Origin of the sequence: Gordonia malaquae (assembly GCF_037148075.1) — a bacterium.
In the GTDB taxonomy this organism is placed as follows: Bacteria; Actinomycetota; Actinomycetes; order Mycobacteriales; family Mycobacteriaceae; genus Gordonia; species Gordonia malaquae.
Map to the genome: position 1 here is coordinate 276,881 of NZ_JBBCUB010000005.1, position 19,437 is coordinate 296,317.

Here is a 19,437-nt window from a genome sequence, read left to right on the forward strand (position 1 = left end):
GGCCGCACACTATGGGAGGTTCGTGGTGTACGCAACTTCCACCTGCGCGTCGGCCGTGTCGCGGCGCGCACGCCGACGGCTCACAGCAACGGTGACCATGCAGACTGCGATGCCAGGAATCGCCGCCACGGCCGGGTAGATCAACCAGATCCAGACGAAGGCGACCGGAACGACCACCAACCCCATCACGATCCGTTTGGACACACCGATCGGGAGGATCACCACTGCTATGACGGCGATCGACGCGTCGTCACGTTGGACGCATACCGCAGAGTGCGGCCAGCCATCGCTCCGCCCTAAGCCTCCGCGTTGAGTGGGACGAAGACCACCTGGACACGCTCGAGCTTGTTCGCGATGAGCATTCTGTTCACCGCGTCTGCGGCGCGTTGTTCGGCGAAAACCAGACGCACCTGGGTGTCGCCTGCCGCGGCGAGGGCGTCGCGGGCCTGGGACAGGACCTGTTCGGTGCCCTGCCACGCCGGGTCGATCGCGCCATCGGGAAGGAGGTGCCCGTCGTACCCGACACCGTAGGAGAGGAGCAGCGTGCCGTCTCTCGCGCGACCGTCGAAGTTGAATCCGCCGACCTTCAGTGTGTAGCTCGACGGGGCGTGTGTGATCTGCCGGTTGTACCGGCGGGCGGGTTCACTCACCTTCGGTGCGGTCATCTCCCAGCCATTGGCGGCCTCGGCGATGCGGTTGCCGGTGGTGGCCGCGGCGTCGATGGCGACGGGGTCGACGGTGCCGTTCACTGTGACGGTGAACCGCGACTGCGACGTCATGTCGGAGGTCTGCGTGTATCGGATGGTGCAGGCGACGTGGCCGCGGCCGTTGATCGGCATCGTTCCGCTCCCGCTGCACGATCCGACCTTGCGATCGACGGCCTTGAAATCCGTGGTCAACCCGATTGTGACCGTTCCGCCGACGAGACCGGAGTTCGCATTGGTCAGGTCGTAGTTGATGGAGCAGGTCGGGCCGTTGCAGTCGAGGCTGCCTGTCGGGTCGCCGATCGTCATCGTCGACGACCCGATCCGCCCCTCGGCGACGGCGGACTTCGCCGACGAGTAGAAGTCCTTGACTGCGACCGACGTGGCGGGTGTGACGCGCAGATCGGCCTCGACGCGCGGCCCGATCGGGCCGCGGAGTCCGGCGAGCGCTCCGGTGTCGTCGACGCCGATGCTCATCGACGAGGCGGTGAACCTACGCGTGCCGGCGACGCCGCCGTCTGCGTCCTCGACCTCCACCTCGGTGATGTTCGGGCGGTCGGTTCCCGACGCGACTCGGCGGTCGGGTGTCTCGGTGAGACGCCCGACGTTGGTCCCGGTCACCTCAGCGTCGCCGAGGATCGCGTCCTGCTGGCCGAGGAGCAAGCCGAGTCGGGACGGAAGCAGTGCGACCCCGAGGTCGACGTCGAGGAACTTCGAACCGATGGTCACCCACTTGTCGGACAGCGACTTCTCGGTCAGCACGCCTGCGGGCTGCCGCGGGCCGGGCCGGGCCGTCCAGAAGGCGGAGTCGCCCTTGACGAGAGTCAGGTTTCCGATCTGCAGGACTTCGGCGGAGCCGCCGCCCTGCCGGACCTTTCCGCGGAGGTCGCCCGTCGCCGTCACGGTCATCTTCGTGATGTCGATCGTCGACTTCGACCCGGTGCCGAGCGTTATCGTGCCGTCGTACGTGGCGCCGGGCGCCTCCGCGAGTGACAACGACGCCGCGTTGACACCCTGCAGGGCACGCATGGCCTCGTTCGGTGCGGGCGTCCCGTCCATGGACGGCGCCAGAACGCCGGACAACGTGACTCCGAGCAGGACGGCGACTGCGGCCGCCGCCCCACCAGCGATGATCAGTTTTTTCCGCACGACGCAGTTCTCCCCACTACAACGACTGAGTTGACGTCGACTGTCTCACGTTTCGACCCAGAAACGTCATTCCGGTCGTTTACGTGGCGGACGCGCCGCGCCGTCCAACATTCCCCGAATTCACCGATTCGGCCGCAATTGGGCGCGATACCCGCCGGTTCGGGGAATGTTAAACGGGCAGTCTGTCAGCCCGCGAGCCGCCCGAGAATCTCGACGAGCTCGTCGGTCGGCACGATGGTGAGACGGTCGTCGTCGACTGTCGAGATTCTGGTGATCGTGTCTCGATACCAGTGGTAGACGTTCGGCGACACCGACCACGCGGCGTCGGTGAAGATCCGTTCGGCGGTGCCGGCAAGATGAGAGATCGCACCGAGCACGTCGATGGACTCCACGGGATGCAGCAGCACACAGTTCCGATCCGGGACGGCGAACACGACGCCGTGCGGCATGTCGCGGCCGAACACCCGATCGACGAGGTTCGCCATCGAGAGAGTCTTCGACGCCGTGTAGACGGATCCGGCCACGAAGGTGAGGACACCGTCGTCCGAGGTCCCGATCTCCTCGATCGGTTCGGCATCGGTGTTGATCTGACCTGCTCGGAACAGTTCGTCGATCGGCAGCCCTTCGGCGACGGTGCTGTCGAAGTAGCTGACCGTCTCCGGGAAGTCGACGCACAAGACCGCGGCGAGGTCGGCGGCGACGGGACGCGAGTGCGTCGCGAGGTCGAGGCCGTTCATGTGCAGGGCGTCGACGGGCAGGAGTCTGGTCCGGACACGCTGGAAGAGTTCGTCCCGGCCGAGGTCACGCACACTCGGTGCGCCCGTCGTCCGGGCCATCGCAGCGAAGTGGTGGGTGACGATCTGCGGCCAGTCCGACCGCGGCACGCTCGCGCACGTCGTCATCACATTGTCGAGCGCGAAGCGCATGCCGTCGGACCCGATGAGATCGGCGCCCGCCTCGTCGACGGTCGCCTCCACCCCGTTCTCGCCGAGTGTCCGCTGAGCAAGGCCCCGAATCCAAGCGACGTCGTCGACCGACAACCGACCGAACACCTGGTCGGGCCGGTCGGACGGCTGCGGCGCGGACGGTCCGCTCCGCCGGCGACGGAAGATGCCCACGTCAGCCCGCGACGATAACGCTGTAGGTCAGCCGGAACCGACCTGCGGACTCCACACCCGATACTGCGACGGTGTACTTCGCGTTCGCGAAGGTCGCATCCCGCTGCTCCTTCGCAGGGCCCGGAGACAGGACCTCCTCGTACTTCGCTGCGCGGAGCTTCGTGACGGCGTCGTCGAACGACGTCGCAGTCGCCCCGACCACTTCCATGCCGACGGCGTCCTCGACCTGCGAGTCGTAGGGGGTGAACATCGTCCCGACCACGGGTACGTCCTTCGGGAAACCGTCGGGCACAGTCGCCGCCGTCGTCTGGGGCGCCTCAGCGGCTGTGTCGTCGCCGCAGCCGGTGAGAAACGTCAACGCACCGACGGCCGCCACCGCTGCCGCGAACTTCTTGAATTGCATCCGTGACTCCTTGGTCGCGTCATCGATGTCGAGCCGAATCGTACGAGTGGAGATCGTCATTCCAAGGGAAGATCGTTGGCGAAAGCCAGAAGTTGATCTTTGGTCCCGGTGGTCGTGCCGATCCCTATCCAGATGTTCTCAAGATTGTCCGGACGCAGGTAGACAGCATGATTCGCGACGTCGAAGTAGCCTGTGCCGAATCGCCAGCGGATCGCTTGCGCACCGGGTTTTGCAGAAGCTGCACTGAACACCGAATCAGTTGCGTCTTTGGAATCGAGCCAGGCCACCGCAAGTGCAACGGCCGAACTATGACACGACATACGGGCTCGCCCGAAGATCTTTCCGCTGCCGAGTTCGGTCGGGCCGACTTCGCCGTCGAACGCGGACAGGAGCCATCCGCACTGCACTTCGTTCCACCCGGTCGCATCAGGCGTCTGCGGCAAGACCTTGGGCAGAAGTGCCACCAGCGGTGAGTATTCGCCCCAGCTGGGGCCGACCGTAGCGTCACTCGACGCGCTCGGAGCCGACACCACGTCGTCTGCCACGGCGACCACGGTGTACGTGTGCTTGCCTTCGGTGGCGGTCTTGTCGACGAACGAAGTGTCCGACCCCGAGTACACGACTGTGGTCTCGTCACGGATCACCTGGTACGAGTCTGCGCCGCTGACTCCAGTCCAGGCGATCTTCGCCACGGCGCCGTCACCCGACGCGCTCAGGCCTGACGGCGAGTCGACCGGTCCGCCACCACCGGCCGAGAACCGGACGATCAAAAGACATGCAACCAGCACTGCAACCGCAGCCACCGCGATGACCAGGTGGATTCGTCGGTTACTCGGCTGAGCCTGCGCGCTCCCAGAGTTGTGAGCATCCATCAGAACGGCAGCCTTCCGAGCAGTTCGCGAGCCTTCGCAGTGTCCTTCGGGTTGGGGAACTCCACCTCGACGAACGTCCTGCTCCGCGGGTCGTCCTCTTTGGAGAACGTCCAGACTGATCGAGCGGCGCCGTCCTGCGAACCGGTCGTCACATAGCCCTTGCTGCCTTGCGCCGATGTCACCGATTCATCTTTCGCGGTGAACGGCAGCTCCCTGCCTGCGGCGTACCGCGCGTTCGTGTCGTCACCGAGTCCGACGATGAACACCTGGTAGACGACGGTGTCGCCGTCCTTCTTCTGGCACGTTATCGCCTGGTTCGGGTAGTCGTCGGACAGATGCGGCCCCGACCCGCGGCACCGAAGCGACTCGAAAGCGTTTGTACTCACCGGCGTCGAAGGAACGAGGTCGGGGTACATCGACGCGACCTCTCGCATCGCGCCCCAGGTCAAGATCACCTCGACCGGATCGGACGACGAGAAGCCCGAGCCTTGTTTGGTGGTGCTTCGGGCTGCGACCGAGTATGTGTGCCGTCCTGGGAACGGCGAGCCGATGGTGAACGACGTGTCTGTGACCTTCTTGATCACCGTGTCGTCTTCCTTGATCAAGTAGCTGTCAGCGCCGTCCACTCTGTTCCACGACAGTTCCACACCCTTTGTCGACGATGCCGCAGTAAAACCGGAAGGTGCGGCGAGCGCCGTACCGGACGTCCACAGGAATCCGGCACCGATGCCGACGGCCGCCGCGACAGCGATCGCCGCCGTCGCCAGGACGGGAGTCCGTCGGTACCACTTCACCGGTGAGGTCGGCTGCGGGCTCTGGAAAGCGCCCGTCTGTGCGAAGTTCGGAGCGAACGCGGCCGGATTCCCCTGGCGGACCGGCGCGCCCGGGGTGTTCGCGAACGACGGCGGAACCACCACGGCTCGGCCCTCGAACAGTGCGATTCGCAGTGCGTGAGCAAACGCCCCACACGTCGGGGGACGCTGACTCGGGTCCTTCGCGAGTCCAGCGGCCAGGACTGAGTCGACGGCCGGCGGCAACGACCGGTTTCGTTCGCTGGCCCGCGGCGGCTCCGCGAACATGTGCGCCGTCATCAAGCCCTGCAAGCTTTGCGAATCGTAGGGAGAGCTGCCGGTGAGCAGCTCGAACGCTGTTGCAGCGAGTGAGTAGAGGTCGGCGCGGCCGTCCACCGCGCGACCGTCGATCTGCTCCGGCGAGCAATAGCGCATCGTGCCGACAGTGGTCCCGGTTCCGGTGAGGTTGCCTTCGGCGTCGCCGATCGCCTGCGCGATGCCGAAGTCGGTCACCTTGATGGCCTCGGGGAAGATCGGGTCCGGGCCGGGAGTGATGAGGATGTTCGCCGGCTTCACGTCACGGTGCAGGATTCCGTTGCGGTGAGCGACGTCGAGCGCCGCGGCGACGCCGTCGACGATATTGGCGACCAACCGGGCGTCGAGCCCGCCCGGTGACTGTTTGATGATCCGCGACGCGTCGGTGCCCGGCACCATCTCCATCGCGATCCACAGCAGATCGTTCAGTACACCGCGGTCGTAGACGCGCACCAGATTGGGGTGTGTCAACGGCGCGACGAGGTCGGCTTCCCGCTCGAACCGCGCCCGCACGACGGGGCTGTCCGCGTGTGCGGAGCGCAGGACCTTCAGCGCGTCACTGCGCGGCAGACGCGGGTGCCGAACCCGGTACACCTCGCCCATGCCGCCGGCTCCGAGCACCGATTCGACCCGGTACCCCGCGATCTCTTCCCCGACTTCGAACATGCGCCGCATGCTACCGGGTCTTCTCAATTCGACCGTGTCCACACAACTGACCGAACGACTCTCGCCTACTGCTGATCGCCAGCCTGTCTGGCTAACTCAAACCCCCTTTGCACCCCATGGATCGAACATACGTTTTTATCAGTGGCGGTCTATGTCATGTAGTGAGTTTCGGTTGACTGGCAGCGGCAAACGGCCGGGCTGGTGACCGGGCACTTCGTGACCGCGTGATCCGGGAGCAGACGCATCCAGCGCAATCGCGGGAATCGCGAGACGAAACCGCCTGAACCCCTTCATTCTTCGCGCTCGCCCACCTACGATCGGCAGTCATGACTCCCCGCTTCACCGCCGACGAGCTCGACGCTGCGTTCGCCCAGTTCCAGAAGACCACCGCCGAGGTCGCGATCAGCGACGACTGGGACGTATGGGCCGATCAGTTCACCGAGGACGCCGACTACATCGAGCACGCGTACGGCACGATGAAGGGCCGCGAGGCGATCCGCACATGGGTCAAGAAGACCATGTTCGCGTTCCCCGGGAGCCACATGGCCGAGTACCCGTCGCTCTGGCACGTCTCCGACCCCGAGACCGGCCGCGTGATCTGCGAGATCGACAATCCGATGCGCGACCCCGGCGACGGATCCGTCTTCACCGCGACCAACATGACGATCCTGACCTACGCGGGAGACGGCCTGTGGAGCCGCGAAGAGGACATCTACAACCCGATGAAGTTCGGGCAGATGACCTACCAGTGGTGTCAACGCGCAGCTGAACTCGGAACCCTCGACGAACCGGCAAAACAGTGGATGGAGAACTTCGGCAAGATGTTCGCGCCGCGGTCCGCCCGCTGAGGGCGTCGTCCGGCGACGACGCATATCTACCGACGTGCTGGGCGTTGCGCCGCAAGGATCACATGAAAATGGCGTACGAAACGTATCCGCGCAGCTATTCTGCCGCGTCGTGGTCATAGGGTGCGGGCTCCACCAAAGTCAGTCGCATCACGGGCATTCGAGGGCAATCTTCCCTCCGCCTCCGATCACAGTACTGAATTTCGGAGGCCTATCGGGCATTCAGGCAAATTCCTCGTCCGCACCACACCTCGCGTCCACCGGCGCCTCGCCGAGATCGCCGCGCGCACCGGACGTTCGCTGAATGCAGTTGCCAACGAACTCCTGGACGCCTGACAACCCCGGATCACTGTCCGCCCGCTCGTCGTAGATCATCCGATCGACCTCCGATTCGGACAAGTGTTACGTTCCACGGGCTGATTCTCACCACTTCGCGGACCGCCTCGGGCGATCGCCACCCAGGAGCTGCACATGACTTCCGGATTCGATCCGCCGATCCTCACCTCGTCGAACGGTCCGACCCACGGCCCGCGGGCGTCGGTGCTCGCAATGAGCGCGCCGATCACCTCCGGCCTCCGTTTGCACTGGAACAGCCCCGAACGCCCCGGAGGCGGGATCGACGTGACCGTGGAGGAGAAGCTCCACATCTCGCGCCGGTGGCAGATCACCAGCGCCGACTCCTGGCTTCATGTGACCGACTCGTTGATCCGCGGCGAACACATCCGGGCAACGCCCGGCGAGTTGGCCCTCGACATCCGCGACGAGCTGCTCGAAGGAACCGGCGCCGCCTACCTCGATCTCGACGGATGGGTCGCCGCCGTCTACGCGCACGGGGAGCAGTCGTCGTGGACCGACGAGCAGACCGACCTCGTCGTCCGTCAGGCAGTGAAGTCGTTTCACGTAGAACAACAGCTGGCAACAGACGGGCTGCTCCCACCAGGCGAACGGATCGTCACGATGTTCGCCCACGATCTCGCCAACGCCTCCTACCTCGTCTACGCGGGCGCCCGGCTGGGTTACGCGAATCCGACCACGGCCGAGCAGATGCTCGACGCGCTCGGGCACAACGCGTCGAACGTCGACGCGTTCCAGACGTGGGCGCAGTTCGGCGCGGCGTACGTCGCGGCGTCGTCGGTCCTGTACGGCGGATACCCGACCGACGCGCACTACATCGACGCCGCCGGCACCGTGCGCACGTTGCTCTCCAGCCCGATGAGCCCGTGGACCAACATCGGGTTCCCCGGACGTTCAGCACCGTGATCCCGAGACACACGCCATTGCCCGATGTCCCGGCGGTACTGCGCGCCCACGCGACATCGACCATCACCGTCGACCCGACAGGTCCCCTGTACGACGACCTCGCCCAGGCGCTGGCTCTCGGCGCGGTGGTCCGCGTGGACGAGCGCCAGCCGTGGAACTCCCTCGATGTCGCCGATGTGTCGACCTACAGCGCACGAGTGTTCCTCGCCGAGCACGGCATCAACAGCGCAGACGACTGGACGGCGGCACTCGGCGAAGCGCTCAATCCGAGCGGCAACGACATCGATTCCGTCCTCGGATTCCGCGCGGATCTGATGCGGACCGGCGAGACTCCGACCACCGGCCGGTGGCGCGCCGAGATGCACGAGTGGCTGCACGACACCGACCAGACCGACGACGCACACGACGCCGTCGACCGGATCATCACCGCGGTCGACGACATCGAGACGATGTTCACCAGCGCAGGCCTGCTCGAACCCGGAATCAAGATCCGCTCCGTCGCAGGCCACCGCCTGTCGTGGGCGGTGTCGGTCGCCCGGTGGGGTTCAAGCTCCGGCTACGGCGACTACCAGGCCGTACGTCAAGCCCTCCTCGCGGTTCGCGACCTCGCGGGCCGCCACTTCGTCGACTGGAACGAGTACGCGGCGTCGACGATCGCCGGGTTCGCACTCGAGGCCGATGACCACACCGCGGCGATCACCACCTGTCTGCCGCCCGTCGCGACACTGTTGGTCGCGGCCGACAGCCCGTGGCGGAACCTGACGTTCCCGACCGACCTCGACTTCGCACTGTGACCGCCTCGTCGGCTCGCTGAAAGGACCACCCTTGGCACTGTTCAATCGCCGCCGCGACGACGCCGACCCGCTCGTCTGGGGATCCCGCGACAACCCCGAGCGCATCGCCACCGCCGTGAACCGCGACTACACCACTGCCGACATCCCGGTGGATCCGCAAGGAACCCTGTACGGCCCTGTCGCACAAGGCCTGTCTCTCTCCGGACCGATGGCGTCGCCACAGAACGTCAAATGGAACTCGTTGACCGACCTCGGGAACTTCGCCGCGGCAGGCGAGGTGGAGCAGACCCTGACTCAGGTCTGGGGCATCGAGGACGAGGAGTACTGGTTCACCGTGCTGAACCGCCTCGTCGCAGGACAGTACGGCGACAGCATCGCTTATCACGCGGCTGACATCCGCACCGCGGCGAAACGACGGCGCGACGTCCACACGCTCGACGACAACACGTGGGCGCACGAACTCACCGCCGAAGCCGACCGACTGGAGGCCCCGGACGGTTACGCCGACGCGCTGATCGAGGCGATCGGCCCCATCCGCGTGGCGGAGCAGCAGCTGCGTGCAGCGCGACTGCTCGCTGCCGACGAGGAAGTCGAAGCGCTCAGCGGCTACGACCTCGTCCGCGTCTGCAACGTCGCCCGATGGGGCGTCGCCTTCGGCTGGGGCGGGCCGCATGTCGTTCGGAACGTTGCGCTCGCCGCACGCGACAGCGTACTTGCCAATCACTCGTCGTGGCGGTCGTACGCGTTGAGCGTCACGGCAGGGCGGATGGTCACCTATCCCGACACGTACGGCCGAGAAGTCGTCGACGCCATCGAGTGGGTCCGCCCCTATCTCGACTCGCGAAACTCTCCGTGGAACCACCTCCCGTTCCCGACCGAACCTGTCCTTGGCAACGACTGACTGTGGACTACGCGCCGGGCGGAATCAGTTGTCCACAGATATGAACACACTGGTGACAGCCCTGTAGAGACGGCGTAGCATTGCGTTGCAACCTGCAACGGAGGCTAGCCATGACAGCAGCACCCACCGGCCACACCAAGAAGAAGGCCGCCGACCGCGCAACACGATTCTCCGCGGAGCTCTTCGAGTCCGCGCAAGCGGTCGGGGAGGCCGAGAACCGATCTGCACGGCAACAGTTGGAGTACTGGGCAAAGATCGGCCGTTCATTCACTGCCGCATCCTCCTCGTCCCGGAGCCGAGTGGAGGCAGCATTGGCAGGGACACTCGAACGGCAGTCCCTCACCGCCGACGAGGCAATTGCTTTCGACGCCGAGTTTCCAGCACGCGTCGCCGAAAGCCTCGCCTCGACCAACGTCCCCGCCGAGCGAGCTGAAGCAGGGTTCAGGTCGGTGTACCTCGACGACGATGGCCGGCTCATAGAACTCGGCGCCGACGGCACCGAGGCCCTACTCGCCGCTGACATATGAACAACCCTCGCCCGCGACTCGACCTCGTGGTCGGGTGCAACGGCGCGGGCAAATCGACACTGATCGCCAAACATCTGCAACCGATCCTCTTCGGATCGGTATTCGTGAACGCAGACGAGATCGCCAAAAAGCGCTGGCCACATGCGGCCGAAGAGCACTCGTACGACGCAGCGCGAATAGCCGAGCGAACTCGTGATGCGCTGATCGCAGCAGGGCGACCTTTGATCGCCGAGACGGTGTTCTCTCATCCGTCCAAACTCGATTTGATCTCAAGTGCCCACGACGCAGGATTCGTAGTTCACGTCCACGTTGTAGTGATTCCTGAACACCTGGCGCTTCAGCGAGTCGTGACCCGCGTCGAAGCAGGTGGGCATAGCGTGCCACCAGAGAAGATCCGATCCCGATTCCAGCGGCTCTGGCCACTCGTCGCCACTGCGATCAGCCGAGCTGACGCCGCATACGTCTACGACAATTCGCAATCCACGATGGCACCCCTCGCCGAATTCTCGCAAGGGTCCGCGATATCGCCACCGGCATGGCCTGCGTGGACACCAGAGCCGCTGCGGGCGTTGACGGAGGACTGATTCCTTTCGACTCCGCTCAAGGATCGGGAGAGATCCGCTCAAGGATCAGGCGGGACGGGCGCGAACCTACGATCGCGTAACCGCAAGCTACTCATCCGTAACATAGACGCGGCACTGAGCGATGAAACCCGTGACAGATGGACTTGGGACCGTTACGACCGTGACGTAGCCTGGAGGGATACGCGCACGTCGACGCTCCCCGCGGCGGCACCGCCGCCCGACCGACGCACCGAACCGACCGGAGGAATCACCGATGGCACGCGAACTGACTCAACTCGAGCTGCTCCGGGAGCTGGAGCCGATCGCCGAGAACAACGTCAACCGCCACCTGAAGACGGCGCGCGACTGGAACCCGCACGATTACGTGCCGTGGGACGAGGGCCGCAACTTCGCCGAGCTCGGCGGCAAGGACTACGACCCCGAAGACTCCAAGCTCGACGACGTCGCCAAGGCCGCGATGATCACGAACCTGCTGACCGAGGACAACCTGCCCTCGTACCACCGCGTGATCGCCGACAACTTCTCGATGGACTCCGCGTGGGGTCACTGGGTCGGCCGCTGGACCGCGGAGGAGAACCGCCACGGCATCGCGATGCGCGACTACCTCGTCGTGACGCGCGGCGTCGACCCCAACGCGCTCGAAGAGGCGCGCATGATCCACATGACCAACGGCTACGACCCGATGCTCGCAGCGGCGGATCGCGCCGACGAAATGGCCGCCAACGGTGAAGAGGTCGGCCTCCTGCACTCCGTCGCCTACGTGACATTCCAGGAGCTCGCTACTCGCGTGAGCCACCGCAACACCGGCAAGGCCTGCAACGACCCGGTCGCCGACCGCATGCTGCAGCGCATCGCGGCCGACGAGAACCTGCACATGATCTTCTACCGCAACATCTGTGGTGCGGGCATGGACATCTCGCCGGACCAGACGCTCCGCGCAGTGTCCGACATCGTCACCAACTTCCAGATGCCCGGCGCAGGCATGCCGAACTTCCGCCGCCACGGCGTCCTGATGGCCAAGCACGGCATCTACGACCTCCGTCAGCACCTCGAAGAGGTGATCCAGCCGGTCCTGCGCAAGTGGAACGTCTTCGATCGCACCGACTTCGGGCCCGCGGGCGAGAAGACCCGCGAAGAGCTCGCAGCGTTCCTCGAGCAGCTCGACAAGGACGCGACCCGCTTCGAGGAGATGCGCGACCGCGCCCTGGCCCGTGAGGCCCGCAAGCGGGAGCAGCAAGCATCCTGAGCACCGCAACTTTGCCGACGACATCCCGACCGGACTTCCTGACCGGTCGGGATCCGTTGCGTATCGGCCCGATCGAACTCGCCAGCCCAGTGGTGCTCGCACCGATGGCAGGCGTCACCAACGTCGCCTTCCGTGTGTTGTGTCGCGAACTCGAAGCTGAGCGGACGGGCACCGTGTCCGGCCTGTACGTTTGCGAGATGGTGACGGCCCGCGCGCTCGTGGAGCGCCATCCCGTCACAATGCACATGACGACGTTCGACCCGACGGAGACGCCGCGGTCCATGCAGCTGTACACGGTCGACCCGGAGTACACCTACAAGGCCGCGAAGATGATCGTCGACGAGAACCTCGCCGACCACATCGACATGAACTTCGGCTGCCCGGTCCCCAAGGTCACCAAGCGTGGCGGCGGATCGGCGATCCCGTACAAGCGCCGCTTGTTCCGCAACATCGTCGCCGCCGCTGTCCGCGCCACCGAAGGCACCGACATCCCGGTGACCGTCAAGTTCCGCATCGGGATCGACGACGAGCACCACACGCACCTCGACGCCGGGCGCATCGCAGCTGACGAGGGCGCGCAGGCCGTCGCCCTTCACGCGCGGACCGCATCCCAGCGCTATTCGGGCACCGCGGTGTGGGATGAGATCGCACGCCTCAAAGAGCACGTGACGACGGTTCCAGTGCTCGGCAACGGCGACATCTTCGAGGCCGACGACGCCGTCGCGATGATGCAGCAGACGGGCTGCGACGGTGTGGTGATCGGCCGAGGCTGCCTCGGACGGCCATGGCTGTTCGCTGAACTCTCGGCCCGACTCCGCGGCGTCGACGCCCCGACAGCGCCGAATCTGGGCGAAGTGGGCCAGATCATGTTCCGCCACGGAACCCTGCTCGCCGCACACCACGGCGAGGACAAGGGTATGCGCGAGATGCGCAAGCACATCGCCTGGTATCTCCGCGGCTTCCCGGCGGGCGGTGACCTCCGCTCGCAGCTGTCGCTCGTGAAAACCATGGACGACCTGCGGCGACTCATCGACACCCTGCCTGCCGACACACCGTTCCCGCGCGATGCGCACGGTCCGCGCGGGCGTCAGGGGTCCCCCGCATCGGTCGCGCTGCCCGAAGGGTGGCTCGACGATCCTGAGGAGGACATCGTCCCCGAAGGCGCCGAGATCATGCATTCAGGAGGCTGACAGCGCCGTCCTGAGCTGGTCGATCATCAAACTTTCAGGTCCGGCCACTATCATGTCCGAAGTCCCTGACCAGTGAGGTTATCGTGAGTTCAGACCGCCCCGGCGCCGACAGCCCGGACGACCAGCCGTCGTCACCTCGGCGATCTCGTCGTGCCGGTCGATCGTCTGACTCGTACGACTTCCGGGACCGTTTCGGCGACACCGGCCGGCACCCCCGGGCCGAAGGACTGCGCGAACCCACCGGCCGCGAGCAGTACGTGCGTCCTCGCGGACGTCTCACGGTCCGGCAGCTCATGGATCAGATGGGCGTCGACGAGTCGGCGGGCACGCTCCCGCCCGCGCAGGTCGAGCCGCCCGCAACCGGACGACGCCGCGCCACCCCGCCGCCGACTCCCCCGCGTCCCACGACACCACCGCCGTCAGCTCCGGCGCCCCGCCCCGCGGCACAGGCACCACGACCGTCTGCACCCCAAGAGTCCAACCCTGCGCCGCCGTCTCCGCAGCGCCGCCCGGCGACCCCGCCTGCAGCACGACCGCAGCCGCGCCCGGCAGCTCCCAAATCCGAGGCGACCCAGGCGATCCCGCCCATCGCAGGCTTCGAGTTCGAACCGGTCGACCTCTCCGACACGACGACCGCATCACGCGCGTCCGACGAGTCGCGGGCCCAGAGCCCCACGCCGCCCAAAGCTCCCTCCGACGATGCACCGGCAGTAGCCCAGCAGGCCACCGACGTCGTCGACGCCCCGAAGAAGATCCGCCGCAGGCCACTCGAACCGACGCCGGACCTCACCCAGGTCATCGAACGAGTCCGTCCCCGCAAGGCGCCTCTGACGAAGAAGGCCCGCGCCCGCAAGGTCGCGACCGGCACCGGACGCACCCTGGTAGCGCTCGCGTGCATCCTGTCGCTCGTCGGCACCGGATACGTGTGGAACATGAACCGGGTCTGGAACGGCAACTGGAACAACGTCTTCGCCATCGACCCAGACAGCAAGGACGTCCGCAACAAGGACGCCCAGTACGGCGACGAGACGTACCTGATCGTCGGCACCGATACGCGCAGCGGACAGAACGCCAAGGTCGGTGCCGGTGAGGCCGACACCGTGGAAGGTGCCCGCGCCGACACGATCCTCCTGGTCAACGTGCCCGCCGACCGCAGCCGTGTGGTCGCGGTGTCATGGCCGCGCGACCTCGCCGTCGACCGGCCCGAGTGCCAGAACTGGAACTCCGAGACCAAGGAGTACGACGGTGTGCTCCCCGCGGCGGACAGCGTGAAGTTGAACGGCGTGTTCGCAGACGGCGGGCCGTCGTGCATCGTCAAGACGCTCACCCAGATGAGCGGCCTGAACATCAATCACTTCATCGCCATGGACTTCGCAGGCTTCGAGCACGTGGTCCGCGCCGTCGGCGGTGTGGAAGTCTGCTCCAAGGTGCCGCTGTTCGACGACGAGATCGGCTACATCGTCAAGACCCCGGGACGTAAGAAGCTCACCCCCAAGCAGTCGCTGAACTATGTCCGAGCTCGCCACATCGCACTCGAGGGCAACGGCGACTACGGCCGCATCAAACGTCAGCAGCTGTTCATGTCGTCGCTGCTCCGGTCGACGCTGTCTGGCGACGTGCTGTCGAACCCGAGCAAGCTGAACGGCATCGTCAAGACGTTCATCAAGTACAGCTACGTCGACCGCGTCGACACCGACGCGCTCATCAACCTCGCCGACTCCATGCAGGGCATGGACGCCGGAGCGGTCACATTCTTGACGATCCCCACATCCGGAACGTCGGAGGACGGCCAGAACAACGAGATCCCGCGTACCGACGACATCGACGCGATCTTCAACGCCATCATCGACGACCAGCCGTTGCCGGGCGAGAAGAAGAAGCGGCCCGCCGATGCGCCTGCTCCGACGACAAAAGCCCCGGCCAACACCGAGATGACGGCGCAGCACGCGAGCAACATCACCGCGCGTGTCCTCAACGGCACCGGGCAGTCCGGCATGGCCTCGAACGTGATGGACGAGCTGATCCGCCAGGGCGTCGAGGTGTCGGGCATCGGCGACGCGTCCGAACAGCGCACCGACACCGTGGTGCGCTACGGCACCGGTGAACGCGATTCCGCCGCCACCATCGCCAAACTGTTCCCCGGCGCGAAGATCCAGCTCGACAAGTCGGTGAAGTCGGGTGTCCAGGTGATCCTCGGCTCCGACTTCGGCGGCGTCGAGACCATGGGGTCGGTTCCGGCCGCGGGTTCGACGCTGTCGGTGGAGCATCTCCCCGAGAACGTCAACAGCAGCAACCTGCCGAACGACCTCGCCGTGACCAACGCCGGCGACACCACCTGCAGCTGACACGCCGCCGACTGTTCACGCTGACTTCACCCTGCCCGGCAAGCCGTCGACCGGCACGTTCAGTAGAATTCGCGGTATGCGTGACGCCTACCAGGAGCAGATGTCTGCCCTGAACACGGTCCTCGGTCAGATGGTCGAAGAGGTCGGCCGTGCGATGGAGATGGCCACCCGGTCGCTCCTCGAAGCCGATCTCGAACTCGCCGAACGCGTGATCTCCGATCACGACGCGATCGCCGAGCAGTCCGTCGAAGCAGAGGACCTCGCCTTCAAACTGATGGCCCTGCAGGCCCCCGTCGCGGGCGACCTGCGTTCCATCGTGTCCGGATTCCAACTCGTCTCCGAGATCGACCGAATGGGGGCCCTCGCCCTGCACGTCGCGAAGGTCGCACGACGCCGACACCCCGCACACGTGCTGCCCGAGGAGGTCGCGGGCTACTTCGAGGAGATGGGTCGCCTCGCCGTGGAGCTCGCGCACAATGCGCACCGCGTCCTCGAATCGCAGGACTACCACGACGCCCTCAGCCTCATGGACGACGACGACGCCATGGACGATCTCCACCGCCACCTCTTCACCGTCATGATGGACCGCGAATGGGCTCACGGTGTGTCCGCCGCCGTCGATGTCACTCTGCTCGGCCGCTACTACGAGCGCTACGCCGACCACGCCGTCCTCATCGCCCGCCGCGTCGTTTTCCAAGCCACCGGCAAGACCCCAGAGCAGCTTCTCGAAGCCTCGTAAGGCTCTCCATTCGCTCCGCCCCACCTGCTCCTCAAGCGAGCGGTTTATCTGCTCCTTGAGCGAGCGAAGCGAGTCGAAAGGTCTTCCCGCACAAGCACAACCGGCAACAGCCTTTCGACTCGCTTCGCTCGCTCAAGGAGCAGGGGGACCTCGGCATGACCAAGGAGCAGGGGATCCTGAGCGGAGCGAGTCGAAAGGCTCGACGAACGACAAGGGCCCGGCACACAGTGCCGGGCCCTAATTCGTGAGCGGGTTCGCTAGCCGAAGCGGCCGGAGATGTAGTCTTCGGTCTCTTTGCGGTCCGGGTTGGAGAACACCTTCTCGGTGGCGCCGACCTCGACGAGCTCGCCGGGCTTGCCTGCGCCGGACAGGTTGAAGAACGCCGTCTGGTCGCTGACGCGCGCGGCCTGCTGCATGTTGTGTGTGACGATGACGATCGTGTAGTCGTTCTTCAACTCCGACACCAGGTCTTCGATGGCGAGCGTGGAGATCGGGTCGAGGGCCGAGCACGGCTCGTCCATCAGGAGCACCTGCGGAGAGACTGCGATCGCCCGGGCGATGCACAGGCGCTGCTGCTGGCCGCCGGACAGTCCGCCACCCGGCTTGTCCAGGCGGTCCTTCACCTCGTTCCACAAGTTGGCGCCGCGCAGGCTCGCCTCCGCCACCTCGTCGAGCTTCGCCTTGTCTCGCACGCCGCCGAGCTTGAGTCCGGCGACGACGTTGTCGCGGATCGACATCGTGGGGAACGGGTTGGCTCGTTGGAACACCATGCCGACGGTGGTGCGGACACCGACCGGGTCGACGCCCTTGCCGTACAGGTCCAGGTCGTCGAGCTTCACCGAGCCGGTGGTGTAGGCACCCGGGGTCACCTCGTGCATGCGGTTGAGGGTCCGCAGAACGGTCGACTTGCCGCAGCCGGACGGGCCGATGAACGCCGTCACCGACTTCGGCTTGATCTTGAGCGACACGTTCTGGACGGCGTGGAAATCGCCGTAGTAGACGTTCAGGTCTTCGATGGTCAGGCTCTTGGCCATGGGTCAGCGTCCTGTCTTGGGGCCGGTGAATGTGGACAGCACACGAGCGAGGATGTAGACGACCGCCACGGCGATCACCAGGGTGAGCGCAGCTCCCCACACCGTCTCGTAGCCACTCGGGCCCTTGTTGTAGTTCTGCAGCATCATCAGGGGCAGCGACTGCTGGTCCCCTGCAAAGGGATTCACGTTCATCACGCGAGTTGCGCCCATCAGGATGAGCACGGGCGCCGATTCGCCGATCACGCGGGCCACCGCCAGCATGACGCCGGTGATGATGCCCGACATCGCCGTCGGCAGCACCACCCGGAGGATCGTCTTCCACTTGGGAACGCCGAGCGCGTACGCGGCTTCGCGGAGATCCTGCGGAACGATCTTCAGCATCTCCTCGGTGGCACGCACCACCAGCGGAACCATCAGCAGCACCAGCGCCAACGCGACGACCAGGCCCGAGCGGGGCAGGCCGAGTGTCGTCCGCCAGACGGCGTAGACGAACAGTGCCGCGACGATCGACGGGACGCCGGCGAGGACGTCCACCATGAACGTCGTCACGCGCGACAGCAGACTCTTCCGGGAGCTGTACTCGACCAGGTAGATCGCGACGAGCACACCGAGCGGCACCGCGACGACGGCGGCGAGCGCCGTCTGGATCAGGGTTCCGACCAGAGCGTTCGATGCTCCGCCGTAACGTTCGGACTTGGTCCACCAGTCGATGTCCACGATCGGGCCGATGCCGCGGGACACCAGGGTCCACACGAGCCAGCCGAGCGGCAGGACGGCGAGCAACACGGACAGAGTGACCGCCACCCGCGCCGTCTGGTCGGTCACCTTGCGGCGAGTGGACATGGCACCCGGCAGCGCCGGACGCAGGGCGACGGGTTCCTTGGTCTTCGTCAGTTCCATGTCACGCCTTCCGAGCGATCACCGCGCGCGCTGCCGCGTTCACGATGAAGGTGAGGGCGAACAGCACCAGGCCCGCCGAGATGTAGGCGCCGGTCTTCAGTGGGTTGTCGAACTCGGCGGCGTTGTTCGCGATGATCGTGGCGAACGTCTGACCGCTCTCCATGACGTTGAAGTCGATGGGGCCCGCAGTCGACATGATGAGGAGCAGCGCCATCGTCTCGCCGAGTGCACGGCCGAGACCGAGCATCGCGCCGGAGATGTAGCCGGAGAACCCGAACGGAAGGACCGCGAAGCGGACCACTTCCCACTGGCTGGCGCCGAGTGCGAGTGCGGCTTCACGGTGACCGTGCGGGGTCTGCGCGAACACTTCACGCGTCACCGCCGTGATGACCGGCAGGATCATGACGGCGAGGACGATGCCGGCAGTCAGCATCGTGCCGCCGGTCGACATGTTCGCCGCGTTCTGCGGCTGCTGGAAGAACGGCAGGAAGCCGAGGTTGTCGACGAGCCACTGGTTGGGGCCGACCATCGCCGGGCCGAGCACCAGGATGCCCCAGAGACCGTAGACGATCGACGGGACGGCGGCGAGGAGGTCGACCGTGAACGCGATCGGACCTGCGACACGCTTGGGCGCGTACTCGGTGATGAACAGGGCGATGCCAAGCGCAACGGGCATCGCGATCGCGAGTGCGATCACGGACACGAGCACGGTCGCGTAGAACTGCTGCGGGATACCGAACTTCAGATCGTCGCCGGACACCACCCAGGTGCCCTCGAAGGTGAAGAAGTTCTCGGTGTTCTTGGCGAGCGCCGGGATCGCCTGCAGCAGCAGGAACAGTGCGATCAGGCCGATGACGGCGGAGACGAGCAGGCCCGATCCGGTGGCGAGGGTCCGCATGACGCGGTCCCCGGTTCGAGACACCGCCGAGCCCGAGGGCGCGGAGGAGTCCCGACGCCCCGAAGGCGGGGCGGGCTGCCCACCGGCAACCCACCCCGCCTCGGACGCTGTCGAATCCCCGTTCTTCACGGAACCGACGGCGGCGGTGTCAGACAT

General features: G+C 65.9%; 20 protein-coding genes. 11 read left to right on the forward strand and 9 right to left on the reverse strand.

Annotation, left to right across the window (positions count from 1 at the left end; translation table 11 throughout):
* Positions 1-9: 9 nt before the first annotated feature.
* The 6 genes from WFK36_RS18200 to WFK36_RS18225 all read right to left on the reverse strand — a co-directional run bounded on the left by WFK36_RS18200 (position 10) and on the right by WFK36_RS18225 (position 6,018).
* The gene (locus WFK36_RS18200) at positions 10-222 is read right to left on the reverse strand and encodes a hypothetical protein (protein WP_336793368.1); all 213 of its coding nucleotides are present in this window, start codon (positions 220-222) and stop codon (positions 10-12) included.
* 74 nt (positions 223-296) lie between these two features.
* A complete protein-coding gene (locus tag WFK36_RS18205) occupies positions 297-1,853 on the reverse strand; it encodes a hypothetical protein (RefSeq protein ID WP_336793369.1) in 1,557 nt (518 codons plus the stop codon).
* 185 nt (positions 1,854-2,038) lie between these two features.
* Positions 2,039-2,971 (reverse strand): hypothetical protein, encoded by a 933-nt coding sequence (locus WFK36_RS18210; protein ID WP_336793370.1) that lies wholly within the window; start codon positions 2,969-2,971, stop codon positions 2,039-2,041.
* Position 2,972: 1 nt separating this feature from the next.
* On the reverse strand, positions 2,973-3,374 hold the full coding sequence (locus tag WFK36_RS18215; protein ID WP_336793371.1) for a hypothetical protein: 402 nt from the start codon (positions 3,372-3,374) through the stop codon (positions 2,973-2,975).
* A 56-nt stretch (positions 3,375-3,430) separates the two neighbouring features.
* On the reverse strand, positions 3,431-4,246 hold the full coding sequence (locus WFK36_RS18220; protein WP_336793372.1) for a hypothetical protein: 816 nt from the start codon (positions 4,244-4,246) through the stop codon (positions 3,431-3,433).
* Positions 4,246-6,018, reverse strand: coding sequence for a serine/threonine-protein kinase (locus tag WFK36_RS18225; RefSeq protein ID WP_336793373.1), 1,773 nt, complete (start codon positions 6,016-6,018; stop codon positions 4,246-4,248). Before WFK36_RS18225 ends, WFK36_RS18220 begins: the two co-directional genes overlap by 1 nt.
* Before the next feature lie 326 nt (positions 6,019-6,344).
* Here WFK36_RS18225 and WFK36_RS18230 point away from each other — a divergent pair, with 326 nt between their 5' ends.
* The 11 genes from WFK36_RS18230 (at position 6,345) to phoU (ending at position 16,449) form a co-directional block, all read left to right on the forward strand.
* Positions 6,345-6,866, forward strand: a complete 522-nt coding sequence (locus WFK36_RS18230) for a nuclear transport factor 2 family protein (protein WP_336793374.1) — start codon at positions 6,345-6,347, stop codon at positions 6,864-6,866.
* A 120-nt stretch (positions 6,867-6,986) separates the two neighbouring features.
* Entirely contained in the window at positions 6,987-7,199 is a 213-nt protein-coding gene (locus WFK36_RS22785) for a toxin-antitoxin system HicB family antitoxin (RefSeq protein ID WP_353107979.1), read from the forward strand.
* Positions 7,200-7,334: 135 nt separating this feature from the next.
* On the forward strand, positions 7,335-8,123 hold the full coding sequence (locus tag WFK36_RS18240; RefSeq protein ID WP_336793376.1) for a DUF1266 domain-containing protein: 789 nt from the start codon (positions 7,335-7,337) through the stop codon (positions 8,121-8,123).
* Positions 8,120-8,917 (forward strand): DUF1266 domain-containing protein, encoded by a 798-nt coding sequence (locus WFK36_RS18245; RefSeq protein ID WP_336793377.1) that lies wholly within the window; start codon positions 8,120-8,122, stop codon positions 8,915-8,917. The genes WFK36_RS18240 and WFK36_RS18245 overlap by 4 nt, the downstream gene beginning before the upstream one ends.
* Before the next feature lie 31 nt (positions 8,918-8,948).
* Positions 8,949-9,818 (forward strand): DUF1266 domain-containing protein, encoded by an 870-nt coding sequence (locus tag WFK36_RS18250; RefSeq protein WP_336793378.1) that lies wholly within the window; start codon positions 8,949-8,951, stop codon positions 9,816-9,818.
* 110 nt (positions 9,819-9,928) lie between these two features.
* The gene (locus WFK36_RS18255) at positions 9,929-10,345 is read left to right on the forward strand and encodes a TA system antitoxin ParD family protein (protein ID WP_336793380.1); all 417 of its coding nucleotides are present in this window, start codon (positions 9,929-9,931) and stop codon (positions 10,343-10,345) included.
* Positions 10,342-10,929, forward strand: coding sequence for an ATPase (locus tag WFK36_RS18260; RefSeq protein ID WP_336793381.1), 588 nt, complete (start codon positions 10,342-10,344; stop codon positions 10,927-10,929). The genes WFK36_RS18255 and WFK36_RS18260 overlap by 4 nt, the downstream gene beginning before the upstream one ends.
* Before the next feature lie 253 nt (positions 10,930-11,182).
* The gene (locus WFK36_RS18265; protein WP_336793382.1) at positions 11,183-12,175 is read left to right on the forward strand and encodes an acyl-ACP desaturase; all 993 of its coding nucleotides are present in this window, start codon (positions 11,183-11,185) and stop codon (positions 12,173-12,175) included.
* A gap of 104 nt (positions 12,176-12,279) precedes the next feature.
* A complete protein-coding gene (dusB, locus tag WFK36_RS18270; protein WP_244874766.1) occupies positions 12,280-13,365 on the forward strand; it encodes a tRNA dihydrouridine synthase DusB in 1,086 nt (361 codons plus the stop codon).
* 83 nt (positions 13,366-13,448) lie between these two features.
* Positions 13,449-15,710, forward strand: a complete 2,262-nt coding sequence (locus tag WFK36_RS18275; protein ID WP_336793383.1) for an LCP family protein — start codon at positions 13,449-13,451, stop codon at positions 15,708-15,710.
* Between the two features lie 76 nt (positions 15,711-15,786).
* Positions 15,787-16,449: a phosphate signaling complex protein PhoU gene (gene phoU / locus WFK36_RS18280; protein ID WP_008378703.1), complete on the forward strand. Its 663-nt coding sequence runs from the start codon at positions 15,787-15,789 to the stop codon at positions 16,447-16,449.
* A gap of 257 nt (positions 16,450-16,706) precedes the next feature.
* Here the strand turns inward: phoU and pstB are convergent, their stop codons facing one another.
* Genes pstB through pstC form a run of 3 tightly spaced genes read right to left on the reverse strand, consistent with a single transcriptional unit; the run spans position 16,707 to position 19,437 of the window.
* Positions 16,707-17,483 (reverse strand): phosphate ABC transporter ATP-binding protein PstB, encoded by a 777-nt coding sequence (pstB, locus tag WFK36_RS18285; RefSeq protein WP_008378701.1) that lies wholly within the window; start codon positions 17,481-17,483, stop codon positions 16,707-16,709.
* 3 nt (positions 17,484-17,486) lie between these two features.
* A complete protein-coding gene (pstA, locus tag WFK36_RS18290; protein ID WP_336793385.1) occupies positions 17,487-18,383 on the reverse strand; it encodes a phosphate ABC transporter permease PstA in 897 nt (298 codons plus the stop codon).
* Position 18,384: 1 nt separating this feature from the next.
* Entirely contained in the window at positions 18,385-19,437 is a 1,053-nt protein-coding gene (pstC, locus tag WFK36_RS18295) for a phosphate ABC transporter permease subunit PstC (RefSeq protein WP_336793387.1), read from the reverse strand.